Origin of the sequence: Paenibacillus sp. S-12, from assembly GCF_030363895.1 — a bacterium.
Classification (GTDB): Bacteria; Bacillota; Bacilli; order Paenibacillales; family Paenibacillaceae; genus Paenibacillus_B; species Paenibacillus_B alvei.
On sequence record NZ_JASIUF010000026.1, the window covers coordinates 134,454 to 152,367 of the forward strand.

General features: G+C 43.7%; 17 protein-coding genes. 6 read left to right on the top strand and 11 right to left on the bottom strand.

Annotation, left to right across the window (positions count from 1 at the left end; all coding sequences use genetic code 11):
• Positions 1-51: 51 nt before the first annotated feature.
• From NO352_RS23335 to NO352_RS23345, 3 genes are all read right to left on the bottom strand, one after another.
• Complete coding sequence (locus NO352_RS23335; protein WP_005543618.1) at positions 52-1,866, bottom strand: glycerophosphodiester phosphodiesterase; 1,815 nt, start codon at positions 1,864-1,866, stop codon at positions 52-54.
• 272 nt (positions 1,867-2,138) lie between these two features.
• On the bottom strand, positions 2,139-3,404 hold the full coding sequence (locus NO352_RS23340) for a Glu/Leu/Phe/Val family dehydrogenase (protein WP_005543617.1): 1,266 nt from the start codon (positions 3,402-3,404) through the stop codon (positions 2,139-2,141).
• Positions 3,405-3,973: 569 nt separating this feature from the next.
• Positions 3,974-5,086, bottom strand: a complete 1,113-nt coding sequence (locus NO352_RS23345) for a citrate synthase/methylcitrate synthase (RefSeq protein ID WP_005543616.1) — start codon at positions 5,084-5,086, stop codon at positions 3,974-3,976.
• 111 nt (positions 5,087-5,197) lie between these two features.
• On the opposite strand from NO352_RS23345, the gene NO352_RS23350 reads away from it, so the two are divergent.
• The 3 genes from NO352_RS23350 to NO352_RS23360 all read left to right on the top strand — a co-directional run bounded on the left by NO352_RS23350 (position 5,198) and on the right by NO352_RS23360 (position 7,987).
• Positions 5,198-6,073 (top strand): LysR family transcriptional regulator, encoded by an 876-nt coding sequence (locus NO352_RS23350; protein WP_005543615.1) that lies wholly within the window; start codon positions 5,198-5,200, stop codon positions 6,071-6,073.
• A 104-nt stretch (positions 6,074-6,177) separates the two neighbouring features.
• Complete coding sequence (locus NO352_RS23355) at positions 6,178-6,882, top strand: response regulator transcription factor (protein WP_289357002.1); 705 nt, start codon at positions 6,178-6,180, stop codon at positions 6,880-6,882.
• Positions 6,863-7,987, top strand: coding sequence for a sensor histidine kinase (locus tag NO352_RS23360; protein WP_005543613.1), 1,125 nt, complete (start codon positions 6,863-6,865; stop codon positions 7,985-7,987). The genes NO352_RS23355 and NO352_RS23360 overlap by 20 nt, the downstream gene beginning before the upstream one ends.
• A gap of 276 nt (positions 7,988-8,263) precedes the next feature.
• Here the strand turns inward: NO352_RS23360 and NO352_RS23365 are convergent, their stop codons facing one another.
• The 8 genes from NO352_RS23365 to NO352_RS23395 all read right to left on the bottom strand — a co-directional run bounded on the left by NO352_RS23365 (position 8,264) and on the right by NO352_RS23395 (position 13,921).
• Positions 8,264-8,536, bottom strand: coding sequence for a hypothetical protein (locus tag NO352_RS23365; RefSeq protein ID WP_289356885.1), 273 nt, complete (start codon positions 8,534-8,536; stop codon positions 8,264-8,266).
• Positions 8,537-8,985: 449 nt separating this feature from the next.
• Entirely contained in the window at positions 8,986-9,393 is a 408-nt protein-coding gene (locus tag NO352_RS25230) for an SMI1/KNR4 family protein (RefSeq protein WP_353961279.1), read from the bottom strand.
• A complete protein-coding gene (locus NO352_RS23370; RefSeq protein WP_289356886.1) occupies positions 9,354-9,539 on the bottom strand; it encodes a hypothetical protein in 186 nt (61 codons plus the stop codon). Before NO352_RS23370 ends, NO352_RS25230 begins: the two co-directional genes overlap by 40 nt.
• A gap of 351 nt (positions 9,540-9,890) precedes the next feature.
• Positions 9,891-10,628, bottom strand: a complete 738-nt coding sequence (locus tag NO352_RS23375; RefSeq protein ID WP_289356887.1) for a hypothetical protein — start codon at positions 10,626-10,628, stop codon at positions 9,891-9,893.
• Positions 10,629-10,677: 49 nt separating this feature from the next.
• Positions 10,678-11,307 (bottom strand): hypothetical protein, encoded by a 630-nt coding sequence (locus tag NO352_RS23380; protein WP_289356888.1) that lies wholly within the window; start codon positions 11,305-11,307, stop codon positions 10,678-10,680.
• A gap of 271 nt (positions 11,308-11,578) precedes the next feature.
• The gene (locus tag NO352_RS23385) at positions 11,579-13,033 is read right to left on the bottom strand and encodes a helix-turn-helix domain-containing protein (protein ID WP_289356889.1); all 1,455 of its coding nucleotides are present in this window, start codon (positions 13,031-13,033) and stop codon (positions 11,579-11,581) included.
• 173 nt (positions 13,034-13,206) lie between these two features.
• Complete coding sequence (locus tag NO352_RS23390; protein ID WP_262866389.1) at positions 13,207-13,437, bottom strand: aspartyl-phosphate phosphatase Spo0E family protein; 231 nt, start codon at positions 13,435-13,437, stop codon at positions 13,207-13,209.
• A gap of 244 nt (positions 13,438-13,681) precedes the next feature.
• Positions 13,682-13,921, bottom strand: coding sequence for a hypothetical protein (locus NO352_RS23395; RefSeq protein ID WP_005543597.1), 240 nt, complete (start codon positions 13,919-13,921; stop codon positions 13,682-13,684).
• A 244-nt stretch (positions 13,922-14,165) separates the two neighbouring features.
• Here NO352_RS23395 and NO352_RS23400 point away from each other — a divergent pair, with 244 nt between their 5' ends.
• Genes NO352_RS23400 through NO352_RS23410 form a run of 3 tightly spaced genes read left to right on the top strand, consistent with a single transcriptional unit; the run spans position 14,166 to position 17,852 of the window.
• The gene (locus NO352_RS23400) at positions 14,166-15,128 is read left to right on the top strand and encodes a D-alanyl-D-alanine carboxypeptidase family protein (RefSeq protein WP_005543595.1); all 963 of its coding nucleotides are present in this window, start codon (positions 14,166-14,168) and stop codon (positions 15,126-15,128) included.
• Between the two features lie 32 nt (positions 15,129-15,160).
• Positions 15,161-15,934, top strand: a complete 774-nt coding sequence (locus NO352_RS23405) for an ABC transporter ATP-binding protein (protein ID WP_005543593.1) — start codon at positions 15,161-15,163, stop codon at positions 15,932-15,934.
• Positions 15,906-17,852, top strand: coding sequence for an ABC transporter permease (locus NO352_RS23410; protein ID WP_289356892.1), 1,947 nt, complete (start codon positions 15,906-15,908; stop codon positions 17,850-17,852). The genes NO352_RS23405 and NO352_RS23410 overlap by 29 nt, the downstream gene beginning before the upstream one ends.
• Positions 17,853-17,914: the final 62 nt, after the last annotated feature.

The window sequence follows — 17,914 nt, forward strand, 5'->3', positions numbered from 1 at the left end:
CTAGCGCTGCATACCGGGTGTTCGTGCATGAAGGAGCGGCAGCTCCGTCATTTATTGTTCCAATTTCTCTTCTTGATGCAAGATTTGGATCGTATCGATTGCCTCGGCAGCGATATCTGTAATAATCCCATCTGCCCCTAGTGTGTAGAAGCGCTCAACACTATCCACATCATTTACGGTCCATACATAAATAGGCTTGCCGCTCATCTTCGCGGAGCGAATCAGCCTAGGTCGAGCGAATGACTCTTCTACGACGAAGAAGTCTGCCTCGAATCGATTGAGCGGAGCGAAGGTTGCAAAAATAACATATCCAACCGTTAAGTCTGGTGCAGCCTTCTTCACTTGCTGTACGAGCTCATAGTCGAGGCTTTGCACGATAATTTGTTTTTCGGCTTTATGTTTTCGTATCGTGTCGACAAAGATAGGAACAAGGTTTTTCTCATGCCCATGTGTTTTCAGCTCTACATTCAGCTTGATCTTTCCCTTTGTTCGCTCCAGTACATCGTCAAGGGATGGCACGTAGTCACTAAATTCTCCAACGCGCAGCGGAATTTGCTGTAACTGAGCGAGAGTGAGGTCGTACACATTCACATTTTTGCCGGACAGCCGCTTCAAGTTCTCATCATGGATGACGGCAAGCTTGCCATCCTTCGTTTGCAGAATGTCGAGCTCAATATAATCGGCCCTTGCTCGAATAGCTCCTTCGAAGGCCCCCATCGTATTTTCCACACCGGAGGTAACAGCGCCCCGATGAGCCATAATAATGAACTTATCATTGGCTTCTCCCCAATCAGTCAGTAAGGTGGTTGCACCCCAGCCGATAGCGATCAAAATGAGCAGCCCGAAAGTAGTCACTGCTGAACGGTACCGCCGTAGGAGTGAGCGCCGCATATCGCGGCCTTCCCATACAGATGCATCAACTCCATCGATATCGATGTTCACATTGTGAACACCTTGATAACGTACGTACAACAATGTAATAACGGTAATAAACAGCGGCGTCATGACAAGGGTAGCGATATACAAGCCTAGACTGAGCATTATACCGAATGTGATGAATAAGGTAGACTCGCCGCCTCCATCAGGAAGCATCATTCCAATGAAAATAAATAAACAGATAAGCAGAATGAACAGGATTAGGAAAATGAAGGCCCATTCTAATACTGCTCTAACTAAAGACCACTTGCTCCGCCAGAACAATCGGCCGCTTCTGCGAGCAGCGTTCCAAAATTGATTTTTCCCCTCTAATACCATAATCGGAAGGGCGTAAATGCAAAACAAATTCAGAACAAGGATAATCAGTGCAACAATGACCAGGGCGATCGTTCCAATACTTGTCTTCATCAGCTCTCCGGTAACGAAGTTTGGTATCGTTACATTAGGCAGCAGTGATCCGCCGATGCCAGCGTCAAGCAAAGGGAACAGCAGCAGCAAATAGAGAGCGAGACCGAATATCCCGATGCGCCATAAGCCTGGAAGGCGAGAAATCGCCTTGAGCAATACAGGCCGAATTCGTGCTCGCTTTTCCTGAATTCCATAATAGGCAATGTAGACGAGAACCGCGAGCTCGGTGTAGATGAGCATTATTGCGATCGGTGCCATGAGCAGGAGGCTGATTAGGCCATATCTGCTGAACACGAAGCGCAGCAGGTCATGGTTGGCGGCTGCATTGAAGCCCCCAACATCGAGTATTTTGTTGAACAGTATAGTGAGCAGCGGGATGAATACGCCTATCGTCAACAATTTATACACCAATTCAAATAGGAGGAAGGGACGATACGCATATTTCCACACCTTCACAATATCCCGTGTCATTCGAAAGGGGATGAAGCGGGAACGGTGCTTTTTGGTATGCTTCGCATTCATGATTTCGGTTTTCCTTTAGATACAGTATCGTTAATCTATAGTATTCATTATAGACGAAGCTTCGGTTGTTACCAACACTTGGGGATGAAAACGGCCAGTTTTAATTAGTAAAATATAGTTGATATTGTGCGTGGAATGAATAGACTCAATACATGTTGACGATAGAAAATATATTCTAGGAAACAAAGGAACAGCCCTCTCACTTCAAGCAGAAGGTAAGAGGGCTGTATATTCCGGGTTATCGTTCATTAGGCTGTCTGTGGCTAAATTGCTTATACCCAGCCTCTTGCGCGCATAGCTTCAGTAACGCGCTGAAGCGAAATCATATAAGCAGCCGTACGAAGATCTGTACCGTACTCTTTTGCCAAATCGCGAACAGCATTATACGATTTCACCATATTCACTTGAAGCTTCTCAAGAACTTCTTCCTCACTCCAGTAGTAGTTCATCAGGTTTTGTACCCATTCGAAGTACGATACGGTTACGCCGCCGGCATTCGCCAGGATGTCAGGGATAACAATCGTTCCATTTTTATTCAGGATTGCATCCGCTTCAGGTGTTGTTGGGCCATTTGCGGCTTCTGCAATGATGCGTGCCTTAACGCGCGGTGCGTTTTCCTGCGTAATGACATTTTCCAATGCAGCCGGAATTAAGATATCAACGTCCAGTTCAAGCAACTGCTCATTGCTGATATGGTAGCTTGCGCCGTAGTCCAGGATTGTTGCTTCGTCCTTCAACTGCTCTACTCGATCCAAATCAAGGCCATTTGCATCGTAAACACCGCCGCGGGAATCGCTGACTGCGACAACTGTCGCGCCCAGATCTGTAAGCAAGCGAGCTGCAATACGTCCAGCGTTACCGAAGCCCTGAACGGCTACCTTTGCTTTTTCGATTGGCAGCTTAATATCTTCCAATGCGGATTGGATCGCGTATACGCAACCTTGTGCAGTTGCTGCGTTCCGACCTTGGGAGCCGCCAATAATAATTGGCTTGCCTGTAATGACTCCTGGGGAGTTGTGTCCGCGCAAGCGGCTGAATGTATCCATCATCCAGCCCATAATTTGTGGTGTTGTATATACGTCTGGAGCTGGAATATCGCGCTCTGGGCCTACGATGTCGGCAATTGCCTCCATGAATGCGCGGCTTAGACGCTCAAGCTCGCCTTTGCTCAATGTGCGTGGGTCAACGATAACGCCGCCCTTGCCGCCGCCGTATGGCAAGCCAACAACGCCGCACTTGAATGTCATCCACATGGAAAGTGCTTTTACCTCGTCAATTGTTACATCCGGATGGAAGCGAATGCCGCCCTTTGTTGGTCCTACTGCATCGTTATGCTGCGAGCGATAGCCTTCAAAGATACGAACGGAGCCATCATCCATTCGAACCGGAAAGCTGACCGACAGAACACGCTTTGGTCTTTTCAGTAGTTCTGTTACATGCTCCGGCAATTGCAATTTAGCAGCAGCAGTATCAATTTGCCTCTTAACGATTTCATATGGGTTAAGTACTTCTGTTTGTTCGCGTTGTATGGTTTCCATAGGACTTCCACCTAACCTCTCTGCAATATAGGAACACTTTTCACACATTATACTGACAATGTGCGCTTTTTGAAATACGAATTGTCGCAAATACGACCGTTTCCGTAAAAGAAGATTTTACACAGGGTGATAAAATTTATTACATTAATATAATCTTTTATGGTCATAAAACCTTTTTATAGAAAAAATTTAACAATTCCCCGTCATTTTTGTGTCCTTTATGAGTGTACATATACTGTGTATATTCATAAGTATTTTGCTCATAAACCCATGAATTATAAGGATGCTGAATAGAAAAATATATGTTGTTTTGTCTATTCCAAGAGTACAATCTGACCAAGTCTAAAAAGTTACACTGGTTAATTCAACCATGGGGGCAGAGGGGAGTTGTAGTTTTGGGGGATACGAATGAAGATAGTCCAAATTTGTGATTGTTCGTCTTTTGGTGAAATACGGCTTTTTTGTATGAAAAAAGAGGCGCCTGCTTGTCGGTAATTCGAATCCGACAGAAGCGGCGCCTCGTATATTCTTAATCGAGTATTGAAACTTGTAAACCATTAATAAATTCGTTAGGATACGTATTCGGTAGCAGGAAAAGAACCGATATACTTGGCGTCAGGACGGTAGATGACATTATCCTTTGCCTGCTCAATCATATGGGCAGTCCAGCCAACCGTGCGGCTGGCCGAGAAGGTTGGTGTGAACAGTTCACTAGGCAAGCCGATAGCACGCATAATGGCTGCTGCATAAAATTCAACATTCGCATATAGTTTCCGGCCCGGCTTATATTCATCGAGCAATCGTACGGCAGTGTCCTCAACGGATTGGGCCAGATCCAGCCAGTGATCACTTTCCTCCATCTGTGCAATGCGCATCTTCAATGCCTCTGCTCGTGGATCGCGTGTCCGGTAAATTCGGTGTCCGAATCCCATCAACAGACGATGCTGCTCCAATTGTCCGCGCAGCCAGTCTTCCGCGCAATCAGCAGTTCCGATTTGCTCTAGCATTTCGGTTACACCGGATGGTGCTCCGCCATGAAGCGACCCCTTCATTGCGCCGAGCGCTCCTGTTAATGCGGAAACCATATCCGACTCCGTGGAGGTAATGACGCGTGCAGTGAAGGTAGAGGCATTCAGTCCATGCTCCATCGTAAGGATCATGTACGTTTCTAGAGCACTGGCATGAATATCGGATGGAACCTCACCGGTAAGTAAATATAAATAATGAGCCGCATGGCTCAAAGAACTGTTAGACGGAATCGACTCCCAGACGGGCAGTCCATTCTTCTTGCGATATAGATTCGCGATAATGGCAGGCATTACCGCTGTTAGCGCCATCGCTTGCTCGACGTGTGGAGCGCCTTCGTATACTGTCGTTCCTAGTACAGATACTGCGGTGCGCAGCTGGCTCATCAAGTTCATGTCTGAAGGAAGCTGATTCAAGCATTGGATGACAGGCTCAGGAAGCTGTCTGCAGCGTACCCAGGCTGCCTTGAAGGATTGCAATTCTGCTGAGTTCGGCAGAGAGCCGTACCAGAGCAAGTAAGCCACTTCCTCGAAGGAATGTCGAATAGCAAGCTCTTTTGCATCATAACCACGATATAGCAATATACCGGCATTTCCGTCAATGAAGCTCAATTCGGTTTCCGCAGCAACAACACCCTTTAATCCCTTGTCAACCATCATTTCCCTCCTCCTTTATTATGTATTATTATATACATGGCATTTGATTAAAAATATTGAAACGTTTTTATTGGTTTGATAGGGAATCCTAATCAATGGGAGCTGATTACAATGGATTTGAAGTGGATTCAAACGTTTGTGCATGCAGCTGCGCATGAAAATTTCCGCCGCACCTCAGAGGAATTATTCATCTCTCAGCCGACAGTCACGATCCAGATTAAGCAGCTCGAGCAATATTTGGGTTCGCGCTTGTTCAAGCGGGTTGGACGTAGAGTAGAGCTGACAGAGGAGGGACGCCGATTTCTTCCGCATGCGAAGCATCTGTTGTCTGTACATGAGGAGGGATTGCAGGAACTGCATCGCCTCAAGCAGGGCTATTCCCGGAGATTGAATCTTGCGGTATCTCCGCTCGTAGCGGCTTATCTCATTCCCCATGTGCTGAATCGCTATGTAAGCGCCAATCCTGACGTGGAAGTTCAAGTTCAAGTGCTGGAATCGAAGCAGATTGCCGATGCAGTGCTGCAGGATCAGGTGGATCTTGGCCTGTCCCGCCTATGGGCAAGCGATGCACGGCTTACCTGCGATATATTGGGGGAAGATGAGGTGGTGCTGGTCGCACCTCACGATGGGTATGATGCGGAAAGTGCTGCCCCTCTTCATTTAGGCGATTTGCTGGCGACGCATATGCTGCTTACTTATAATCATCCGGAATATTGGGAACCGTTGATGCAGGAGCTTCAAACGCGGTATCGGTATATTCGCACTATGCTGGTTACCCAAGTTCATGTGACGAAGCGGTTTATCGAAGAAGGGTTGGGCATTTCCTTCTTGCCTGAAATTACAATTCGCCGTGAACGAACGGAAGGCCGATTGCTTCAGGTGGATTGCCCGGAATTGGTGCTGCCAACAGCAAGAACATATGCCATTATGAAGCATGATGTAACGGAGGGTCGTCGCTTTTTAGAGTTTTTCCGGGGATTTATATAAGTGGGCATGAGCCTGACTTTACTAATATGGATTTGAACAGAGTCGTCATTAACGGTATGCTAGTGCCAAGAATAGTGGAGTGACAGGGAACGGGGAGGACACCGATTGTGACCAATATATTAATTGTGGATGACGATAAGGAGATCGCAGGCTTAATCGATATTTATTTAAAAAATGAAGGCTATCATACAATTAAGGCTTTCAATGGTTTGGAGGCACTGGAGGTGCTTGAGCAGGAATCGATTGATCTCGTCATCCTTGACGTCATGATGCCGAAGCTGAATGGTTTGGCTGTGTGTCGTAAAATTCGCGAGCAGAAAGCGACGCCGGTCATGATGCTCAGTGCGAAATCTGAGGATATGGATAAAATCATGGGCCTCATGACCGGGGCGGATGATTATATGACGAAACCGTTCAATCCGCTTGAAATGGTTGCGCGTGTGAAATCGCTTCTTCGCCGTGCTTATTTATTGAATTCACAGCTTCAATCCCAAGCGCAGCCATTGGATGTGATTCGCATTCAGGCGATGGACATTAACAAAGCGACGCATTCCGTGAAGGTGGATGGGCAGCCGATCCATCTAACAAGTGTGGAATTCGACATTCTCTATTTAATGGCGAGTCATCCGGGCAGGGTATTCAGTGCGGAAGAATTGTACGAACGAGTATGGAAGGAAGACTTTAATGGATCGCACAATACGGTGGCGGTTCATATTAGCAAGCTTAGGGACAAGCTGGAATCCAGCGGGGGCAAGCTTATTCAGACCGTATGGGGAGTAGGGTATAAGATTGAAGACACCATGGTATAGAAGTATTCGGTGGAAGATGCTGTTCACATTTATGTTTAGCATAATATTAGCATCTATAACTGCATACCTGTTACTAGGCTTTGCCCTATTTGTGTATAGTTACTTTCATATCGAGCTGCTTAACGATCTGTTTCGGTTCTTAGAAAGGCTGTTTGGGGTTGTTGGACCGCTGATCGTAGTCGGGCTTGCCCTGTTCGTCGGCATCTATTTCTTATTGAATCGCAGACTGATCAAAAGTATGGAGCAAATTACGGCAACCGTACAGCGTATGGCTGATGGCAATCTTGATGCCCGCTGCACCGTTGCCTCGGATGATGAAATTGGCAGGCTTGCTGATAACATTAATCGAATGGCCGAGCAGATTAAGCTGTCATTAGAAGAAGAGCGCCTTGCAGAGCGCACCAAAAATGAACTCGTTACCAGTGTGTCCCACGATCTTCGTACACCCTTAACCTCTATTATGGGGTATTTAGGCTTGGTTGAGCAGGATCGATACAGGGATGAAGTGGAGCTGCGGCATTATACAAATATTGCTTATGAGAAGGCTCAACGTTTACATGTCATGATCAATGACCTATTCGAATATACCCGCATGAACGGTGGAATGACGCTGCATACGAGACCGCTCAATATTGTAGAGATGGCAGGCCAGTTGTGTGTACACTATCGCTATCCGATGGAGCAGGAGGGTCTGACCATCTCCATGCATAGTGATGAGGATCAGTACTGGATCGAGGCGGATCCGGACAAGCTGGTGCGGGTGTTCGACAACCTGCTAACGAATGCAATGCGATATGCGCCGCGCGGATCCGAAGTGGGAATATTCCTTCGCAAGCGGGGGCAACGGATTATGATCTCTGTGCACAATAGCGGGGAGCCGATTCCTACTCATGATTTGCCGCACATCTTCGATCGCTTTTATCGCGTGGAGAAATCAAGATCGGAACATTCCGGCGGCTCTGGATTAGGTCTTGCCATATCCAAGACGATCGTGGAGCTGCATGGAGGCACAATTGAAGCGATAAGCAATCAGGAAGGCACTTACTTTGTCGTGGAGCTGCCATGCTGTTCGACACCTCCAGAGAGACATGAAGGGGCCGTCTGATAGGATGATCCGATAAGACATGTTTTATGAAATGCACAATATGCTGGCGAAAAATGTCTGGCTGGGACGAATACTGTACATGATGCAGCACGAATCTGCTGCATGTGCAGTGTTACGTCCTTTGTTTTGTCTATTGCTCAATTCATAATTACTTTACATTTATTGATCGGAGATCCAATCCCAAAACGGGAAACCATAAGTGCTAATAAACATGTCTAAAGATTTCAACATATTATTACCGAAATAAGTTAATCTATTTTCTCCAATAGAAGGTTTCTATTTTCTATTCTTAAAAACAGTAAAAGCAATAATAACCATTAAGATTAGATTTCCTATTATTGTGATATCAAATGGAAGATTCTTATTTGAAAATAGCAAGAATCCCAAGAATCCCGTTGAAACAACAGCTACTGCAAGTAAAAATAATGCACTAAGCAAATTAGGTCTTTTTGAGCGTTTAAAAATCAGCAGAATAACTCCTACAGCAATAAGCGCGTAAAATAGGAGCAGCATAGTAACAATTAGAAACGGCAACCCGTTGTTGAACAAAGGGATCACTCCTAATTCGGTAGCATGCCCTTTGGCTTATCAAATTTAGTAGGACTTGAATGTCAATCGGTCATCATAATTCCATAGCCAATACTCTTCTCCGTGAAAGGCTAAAAGTCTGGCTAACCATGTAGTAAAATCAGAATGAATTTTAATTGCTTCATCAATCGGATCTATACCGCCCAGATAAAACATGTAGGGATATTGCTTGGATTTACACCTATTTGAATCAATATATATGACGCCATTCCACAAGATATTTTGACACGTCTCCGTTACAAGTAAATGCGACTATCTCTTGATTCGGATATGTTTTTGAATAGTCTTCATACGATTGCAGCAACGTTTTAATCGTTTTCAAATTATGTTCACTCCAAAGTGTAAAGACGCCTCCAAACCGACATTTTTGAGGATGGAAGCGTCTTTTTTTATAAATTTGACTATAATCTTTAATTATTTAAAGACTTAAACGTTAACTTGTCTTCATAATCCCATACCCAATATTCTTCACCTTGGCAGATAAACAGTCTGGTTAGCCACGTGGTAAAGTCGGTGTGTATTGGAATTGCCTCGTCAAGTTGATCTATGCTGCCTAGAAAAAACATGTATGGATACTGCCCCGAGCGACATCTTTCAGAATCAATGCATATATCCCCTGTTGTGAGGTCTGTCCTGGCAATAGGATACCAATGCTTGGGTAGTTTCTTGGAATCGTCGCTTATGCCTTGTATGTCCTCTAAAGTGTAAATATTTATTCCTCCACCGTAATATGGATGTTGGAACAAAACGCCTCCATTGTGAAGAAGGTAAAACTCCCTTAAGTCAGAAGGGAAGTACCATCCATTTTTTTGATGAATTGATTCAGTTCATCTTCTGAAACGGAAGGATTCCACTTTATTAAACTCGGTTCGGTTCCGCCCTCTGTAAAGGCGTATAATTCCTGATTCGTAAATTTACTTGAATAATCTTCGAAAGATCGCAATAATGTTTTGATAGTTTTCAAGACGTTAACCCACTCCTGTAAGTAATTTTGAGCAGTTCCTTTTCCAACGGTGATGTCGATTTCAGAGAATTATTGCAGCGTTTGCGTACAACGAACAGCCAAGCACGTCTAAACGAGGAATAGTCGCAAGTATTCGGATATAACGATTTGGAATGGCGTAAAACGCATGCAAAGACTTCTTCCAAGGTCGTTGCGTTTAGGATAGAACGAATTTTGCTTGCGAGAACTTACACACAATTATGGACTTGACCAGATAACTCGCACTTAGCTTTAAATCTATCCATGAAAAAACCTGCGTTAACCGCAGGAATATTTCCGTATTTTTGCTGACTGAAACTTACAATAAATTATTTAAGCTTTTGAACAAAGACCTGCTTGCCATGCACCTTTGCATCCAATATTACAAGCTGCCATAACTGGCGGCAATTCAACAAAAACAAGGCAAGCAGTCGGGCAAGCTAACGAGCCGGTTAATGAACAGGCTAATTTCTTCCAGTTAACATCAGCTGTAGACATTTCATCATCATTAATTAGTCCAAATTTGTTTGCCACTTCGATTTTAAGTGAGGTTAGTTCCTTTAATGAGATCTCCGAAGTTTTGTCTTGTAAATCAATAATACGAAACTTGATATTTTCGGAATCATCTATGTTTACGTCTTCAAGTTTGACATATTGCATCTCTTCTATTTTTCCTTGTTCATTTGTTTTACCGCTTATCTCTGCATTTTTGTTAGACGTTGGTATGCTGAATGTGTAGTTGATTAAACCTTTCTTCTCAGTTTGAATTACTTTAATCTCTTGTGTATTTTCAATATTGACATGTTGCTTTGAGGTAAAAGTTCTAAAGGTCTCATTGTTCTTAATATGTTTTTCAAAAAAAACAAGTGACTCGACAGGAGATAAAATTTGAATATGATTCAATTTTGTTGTTTGCTTTACGGCTTCTAACGAATCTTTGGAAAGTTTCGTGCTACACCCACATCCATTATTCGATGTCTGTAGAGCTGTTTCCTTATCAGCATATGCAGAAGGGAGAGTGCTCAGAAACAATGTGAAAATAATAACAATAGATGCGATTCTTTGTAACATAGTTTATCCCACCTTTATTTTAATTGTTGACAATCAACAAAAATACGGCTCATTTTTTAAACAATCGCTTGATTAGAGAGGAATAATTACGATGCAAAATATATGCAAATATTGAAGTAAAAGCAATTAGTAGAATTGGAATGGACAATGCAACAACAGAAAAACGATGTAATATCATGTGGCAGAAGAGCAAAGATGCTGGGAGATAAACCATAAAATTAATGATATATACTTCTCTACTAAACAACTGATCATAGCGATATTTGTAAAAAGATATAATAGTTCCTGCAAGCAGTAATATAAGAATGATGAAAAATAACCAGATAGAAGATTCGAACTTCCATACTGACATTTGCCTGTATAAATCATCGTTGAATGTCCAACTAACCGTTAAAATAAGGGGCATAAACCCGATTCCACGTTTCCATTTACCAAGAAAGGCGCCAGAAGGTTGTGCATTTTGTTTCTTTAATTCTTCATCTACAAGCTTCTTGGGATTTCCTAGATCTATTAGAAACAAACGGATATTATGCGGGGGACTGTCAGAATTAATTTTTTTCTCAATAACAGATTCAACATATCGATAAAGCGACTGCTTTCTATCCGAAGTCAAATCACTTATTCCGATGTAGTATTGCAAAGACTCCATGTAACGGCGGTATATAATTTGATCACACATTCAAGTAAACCTCCTAACTTATAGTAGGTGATTTCTGTAATGTAAACTTAATACTCCAACATTTAATTGCTAAAAAACGAATTAGAGTACAAGCAATGTTTAATCTCGCATTTTTTTCTTCTCACATTTGATTATAGATGGAGTTGGTATAATCGACTTATTTACAAATATTATGCAACGATTTGGGGTACAATAATATAAAACAAAAAACGCCATGTCTGGCGTTTAATACGGTAAGTTATATATCTACTAAATATACAGTTGTCCCAGATTACTTTGCGCGAAAGCCTGGAAGTTCTGGAATTGTAATACCGCTTGTTGACATAGTCATTGACATTGTCATCAACCAATCTGGTATTTCAATCCTAGCCCAGCTTAACGCAGCCACCATCTTACTGACAATGTCGGGGTCTCTTGAAGCTTTCTTACATAATTGTTCATGCAACGAGTTAATTTTTTGGACAAGTTCGGATTTTGGAAGGGGATTATTATCTATTACGGATTGCTGAATATGCAACAAACTTACTAGTGCTTTATCGTGCACTCCAATATCCATATATTCACATGTGCTTTCAATAAAACAATTAAAAGCTTCCTCGCATCGTCGTGTATTAAACATCATAATTCCTTTAAGTAGGTAAAAATAGGCCAATCTTGATCTCTTAAATGGAGTTGCGCACTTATCATTAATGCTCTCCAGCATTGAGTCCTCATGCTTTAAGAGTTCCACTGCTGAAGCGAAGTCGTGTAAAGAAAGGTAAAGATGAATCAACTCAGTTACTGCATATATAAGATTATAGTCCGAAGGGTTCTCTAAATATTCCTGTAATTGTGAAATGGCTAATTCTGTATGACCTAATTTCCCATTCGTTATTCCCGTCATCAGTTTAGCATTATCGGGCACGTAGGAGAACGGAAATTTACTGTATTCGTCCAGATAACTTTGGCTTTTTTTATATTGCCCTAAGTAGTGGTATGAACAAGCAATGCTAAAGATGGCATTTGCCTTATATTCACCGAGTGGTGCGTCATTCTCTAGGACATAGGAACAGAGTTTTATGCAATCTTCATACAACAATAGATTATAGGCATGTACCGCTAGGCTATAATGAGCTATTATTTTTTCTTTATCACTCAAAAAATTAACATAGTCCAACACATTTTTTCCTGATTGATACGTTTCTTTCAATCTGCTGAAATCATTTCGTTCAATCATATATTTTCGATACAATCCCTTGGCAATATAGGGCATAATTCCGTGGGATCGTGAGTAATCGATGATGAGATGATACAAAGATAATTGAATGGCGGAATTTTCGATGGATTCGATGGTTCGATACAATTTCTCTACCAGATCGTAGCTGTCTTCGCTTGGCGATTCAAGAAACTTGGCAGCTATTTTGCATATGAGCAACGGATGCTCAAGTGTCGCCAATTCATGCTGGAAAATAGAGAAGATCACTTCGGATTTATGGCCAATCTCGATGTACAGTTCTACGATGTCATGATGGGGAATATCTAATGCAGCAGCAATGGATAATAGGATATGAAAATCCGGGCGTTTGACTTCTCCTCTTTCAATTCTCGACAAGCTGCCCTTATCCAGACCGACCGCTTCCTGCAGCTTTGATAAGCTTATGTTTTTGTTTAGCCGATGGTACTGTATGAGCTCCCCCAAGCTTTTTGGCTTCGCAGCAACGGTACTCACTTCTTCACCGTCCTTCAACAGTTCGTATCCTATATTTTACTATATCGTAAAAATCATGTAAACATTCTGCGGTATTGATATTACATAAATTATCATTTACCCCTCGCATATCCAATAAGATTGTTATCTACAATCCCTCTTAAAGAAATGATCAATTAGGGGACGACAAGGGATGTGGTATATAGGCAGCTTTACACAGCCTTGCTTTGTTTGCGCAATTTGCATTTCTGATATTCCAAAAGGTAGTAGTCCAACTCTTGACTCAGCCGTACAACAGCTTCGTCCGTAAAACTCTCTTTTTCGTTTGCAGCTTTTATCATTTTCTGTCGGGTCATCTCAATTTTTTTAATTAAACAGGTCGATTTGTCGTAGACAAAATAAAAAGGCTCAAGAGCAGCGGCGCCCAAGTATCTTCGGATCATTTTCACACCTCATCCATAAATTTCATATTAAGCTTGATTATAGATGGAGTTGGTAAATTCGACTTATTTCTGGTTTATTTCGCAACAATTTCATACTTAAAAAAATTTAGCAGGTTCTCTCAAAAGGGAGAAAACCAATAGCCTATCATTTTGCCAGCGGATATCGGTTTGGCGAAATAGGAAGGGCTGTACCATAAGTGTAATGACTTGTGGTACAGCCCCTTCTTCAAAGACACCATATATATTACTGGCAATTGTCCGATTTATTAAATGCCCGCATATCCATATGCGAACCATCCATGGAACCCTGCATGTGTGCACGCTGCATATGCGGCATGCGAGAATCGTTCAAATCGTGCATGCCGCGATCCGGTACTGTGCGGGAATTCGATTCTCCTGCATCTGCAAGTCCCTCGTATACCGTATTGCCAAGCAAGAGGCTTCCTCCTAAGATGAGAACAGCGGCTAAGATGTTGCGTTTCACAAGGCATACCTCCTCATTAAGTTACATTTTTCACAACCATAACTCCATTATAAAGGTTCTGTTCGAATAATGCCCCCTACTAAAGTCTAGTCTGGATGTGCCAGCTTCAACTTCATATTTTCTTCATCTTTCATTCATGAATCTTCATCTCAACTTAGCACATTATTAAATCCATTCCTTTATCTTATACCTATACCGCATAAAGAGACGCGAGTGCGTGATGACAAGATAAGGGTGGATACATGTGAAATTAAACATGAAAAAATGGATGCTCGTTGGATGTATTGCAGCTGCAGGCATATGGTTCGCGATGCAGCCTTATTCTGGGCAAATCAAACATAGGATAAATAAGCTTGTGGCAGATGGTGTGCATACCGTGACTGGGCAGAACGTTCTGGCTTCAGGAACGCTTGATGCTCATGCTGCTGTCGTGATGAATCAAGATACGGGCGAAGTACTGTATGGAATGAATGATAATCAGCGACTGGAACCGGCAAGTACGACGAAAATAATGACTGCACTGCTGGCCATTGAGATGGCCGACATGAATGAGCAAGTAACGGTAGGGAAAGAAGTGCTGCTCGCAAATCCTGGGGAGAGTTCAGCAGGGCTGCGCCTTGGAGAGCTATTGTCATGGAGGGACTTGCTGGAGGCGATGATGCTGCCTTCTGGAAATGATGCGGCAAGAACAATTGCTGTTCAGTTAGGGCGTCAGCTTCAATCGAATCCCTCTTTACAGGAGGAGGAAGCTATCCGCGTGTTCGTTCAGCGTATGAATGAGCGGGCAGAGGAGCTTGATCTTCGCAACACGCATTTCATGAATCCGCATGGACTCCACCATGCAAATCACTACAGCTCAGCGCATGACTTGGCCGTAATTGCGAAGGAGGCTATGAAGAGCAAATTGTTCCGCAGCATTGTCGGTCAAACATCAGCAGATGTGAAGCTGGTCAACTCGGATATGGAAGAGTTGATGAAGTCGTATACGAATCGGAATCGACTTCTGCAGCAGGGTAGCGAATATTATTACGAAGGCTCGACAGGCATTAAGACAGGCTTTACTGACGAGGCTGGATATTGCTTAGTCTCTGCTGCTGAGCGAGAGGGGCACCGAATTATTACGGTTGTGCTGCACTCTGGCTCGAACAGCGTCTGGACGGATGCAAGAGAGCTTCTCGATTATGGATTTGCCCAATATGCAGGATGAAATGAATCTCGTTTATAGGAGTTGAATATAAGATGGCTATGGTAGAAGTAAAAAATCTTAGTAAGACATACGAAGGAAAGGTATCTTATCAGGCATTGTCCACGATCAATCTTGCGATTGAGGAGGGGGAATTTGTTGGGATTATGGGGCCCTCCGGGAGCGGAAAGACGACATTGATGAATATGATTGCAACGATTGATGCGCCGACATCGGGAGAGGTTTTGATTCAGGGCAATAATCCATTTCAATTATCACCGGAGAAACTGGCGCTGTTCCGCCGACGTGAGCTGGGTTTTGTGTTCCAGTCTTTTAATCTATTAAATACGTTGACCGTGAAGGAAAACATTGTGCTCCCCTTGACCCTGGATGGCGTGGGCGTAGAACAATTGCACCGCAAATCTCAAGCGTTGGCGGAAAGACTGGGGATCACCGCATTGCTGAATAAGCGCATCTACGAGATTTCTGGCGGCCAAGCTCAACGTGCAGCAATCGCCCGTGCAATTATTCACCAGCCGAAGCTGCTGCTTGCGGATGAGCCAACGGGGAATCTCGACTCGAAATCATCACGTGATGTGATGGATACGATGTATACGCTGAACAAGGAAGAGGGAACGACGATGCTGCTCGTGACGCATGACACGATGGCAGCAAGCTATTGTGATCGCGTTATCTTCATTAAGGATGGTCGTTTGCATCATGAAATAACTCGGAGAGGCAGTCGATCTATGTTCATGCGCAGCATTATGGATGTGCTGTCTGTGATTGGAGGTAACCCGAATGACATTCTCGCAACTAGCCTTTCATAATATCGCTCGCAACAAGCGGATGTACGCGGCACATTTTTGGAGCAGCTCCTTTTCTGTACTTATGTTCTTTACCTATTCTCTGCTCCTGTTCCATCCTGAATTGGACGGCAATATCCGCTCATCAAGCGAGACGCTAAGTATGCTTGGGATGATGGGGCTGCGTGTATCGCAGGTGCTGCTCGTCGTATTTTCATTTTTCTTCATCTTATATTCGGTGGGTTCATTTTTAAAGACAAGGAACAAGGAATTCGGGATCCTGATCATACATGGAATGTCGCCTAATCAGTTCCGCAAGCTGGTCTTCATGGAAAATATGCTGATCGGCTGCGGTTCTATTATAGCGGGTGTTCTGCTCGGCGTCATTTTCTCGAAGCTGATCTTATCTGCAATTTCAGAACTGCTGGCAATAGATGGAGGATTGGCGTTCTATATACCCTGGAAAGCGATTGTGACCACTGGCATTGCCTTCTTTGTTCTCTTCCTGATTATTTCCGTCGTGACAACTCGAATGGTTCGAATCAACCGGCTGATTGATTTGCTCAAAGGGTCGGACAAACCGAAGCCGGAGCCTAAGGCATCGGTGTGGCTGTCGCTGCTTGCGATATTGCTGATTGGAGCAGGATATGCTGCGGTATTTTCCTTTGCGACAGGTGTCAGCTATTCCTTCCTGCAGCTTCTGTCGGGAGTGGTGCTGACCGTAACGGGAACCTATTTTTTGTTCACGCAGCTTGCAGTATATGCACTGCGCATGCTGAAGCGCAGAGAGCGGCTCTATTTTCATAAGACGAATCTCTTGACGCTCTCTGAGCTTGGGTATCGGTTAAAGGATAACTCGCGGTTATTCTTCATTGTTGCTGTTATTTCTGCAGTGGCGTTTACTGCCATTGGAACGTGTACGGCGATTGGCAATCAGGGCTTAGCCGAAATGACAAACCCATATGCATTTACGTATTATTCGTACTCAGGGAATAAGCAGGAGAAGGAGCATATAGCGGCTATTCAACAGAAGCTTGATCATTCGAAGCTGTCATATCGTGTGGGGGCAGCAGCATTGAAAAATGCCAGTGATGTTGTAACGGTAATGAAGCTGTCGGATTATAACAAGCTTGCCTCCGCGCTTGGCTATGAGAAGGAGGAGTTGGCTGGCGACAATGAAGCGTTCCTTGTGCCTACTTCGGTCATGGGGGAACGAATCTACAATAAGGAAGAACTTCAAGAAGTCATACAGTTAAACGAGGGGCATGCTCGATTTGCTTTTCAAATTATGAAGGCTGTACCTTATCAAGTGCTGCCGCAGGATTATGGAATTATACAGCTCGCTGTAGTAACAGATGACGCCTATGAGCAGATTCCAGATCAGGATCAGTCGGGTCTAGGTTCTTATACAGTCTATGGATTTGCCATGGAGCATTGGAACAAGCTAGGCGATGCAACTGAACAATTAATGAAGCAGCTTCATGCTGGCCAAGAAGGACAGCGGGGTGAGGAGCAGAAGTTTCAGTTTAGGGCTCTGTATCCGCAATGGGTGGCAGCCAAGCAGGCGAACGGATTGCTGCTGCTGGTGAGTGTGCTTATTGGCGTTGTGTTCTTTACATTTGCAGCAAGCTTCTTGTATTTCCGTCTGTATACGGATCGCAATAGGGATCAGCAGCAGACTGAAATGCTGTCCAAGATGGGGTTGACTCGCAGGGAACTGAACCGCGTCGTTACTCGTCAATTGCTGGTCATGTTCTTTTTGCCTCTTATCATTGCAATTGTGCATAGCGGGGTGGCCTTTGCTGCGCTGCAGCAGCTAGTTGGTTTCTCGGTAGGGGAGAGCACGATGAAAGTGCTCATTTGCTTCTCTATCGTTCAAATCATATACTTCCTCGTCATTCGCTGGCGCTATGTGCAGCAACTGCGCGGAGCAATGGTGTGAGCAGATGTGCAAATAATGAGAAAATGAAGCAAAAAAATGAAGCAAAATCCCCTTGCACAATC

Bases quoted from the DNA above. Each gene is read 5' to 3' on its own strand.
- NO352_RS23410 (WP_289356892.1), top strand. From the start codon at position 15,906: ATGACATTCTCGCAACTAGCCTTTCATAATATCGCTCGCAACAAGCGG.
- NO352_RS23340 (WP_005543617.1), bottom strand. From the start codon at position 3,404: ATGGAAACCATACAACGCGAACAAACAGAAGTACTTAACCCATATGAA.
- NO352_RS23335 (WP_005543618.1), bottom strand. From the start codon at position 1,866: ATGAATGCGAAGCATACCAAAAAGCACCGTTCCCGCTTCATCCCCTTT.
- NO352_RS23350 (WP_005543615.1), top strand. From the start codon at position 5,198: ATGGATTTGAAGTGGATTCAAACGTTTGTGCATGCAGCTGCGCATGAA.
- NO352_RS23380 (WP_289356888.1), bottom strand. From the start codon at position 11,307: ATGTGTGATCAAATTATATACCGCCGTTACATGGAGTCTTTGCAATAC.
- NO352_RS23375 (WP_289356887.1), bottom strand. From the start codon at position 10,628: ATGTTACAAAGAATCGCATCTATTGTTATTATTTTCACATTGTTTCTG.
- NO352_RS23390 (WP_262866389.1), bottom strand. From the start codon at position 13,437: ATGATCCGAAGATACTTGGGCGCCGCTGCTCTTGAGCCTTTTTATTTT.
- NO352_RS23345 (WP_005543616.1), bottom strand. From the start codon at position 5,086: ATGGTTGACAAGGGATTAAAGGGTGTTGTTGCTGCGGAAACCGAATTG.
- NO352_RS23405 (WP_005543593.1), top strand. From the start codon at position 15,161: ATGGCTATGGTAGAAGTAAAAAATCTTAGTAAGACATACGAAGGAAAG.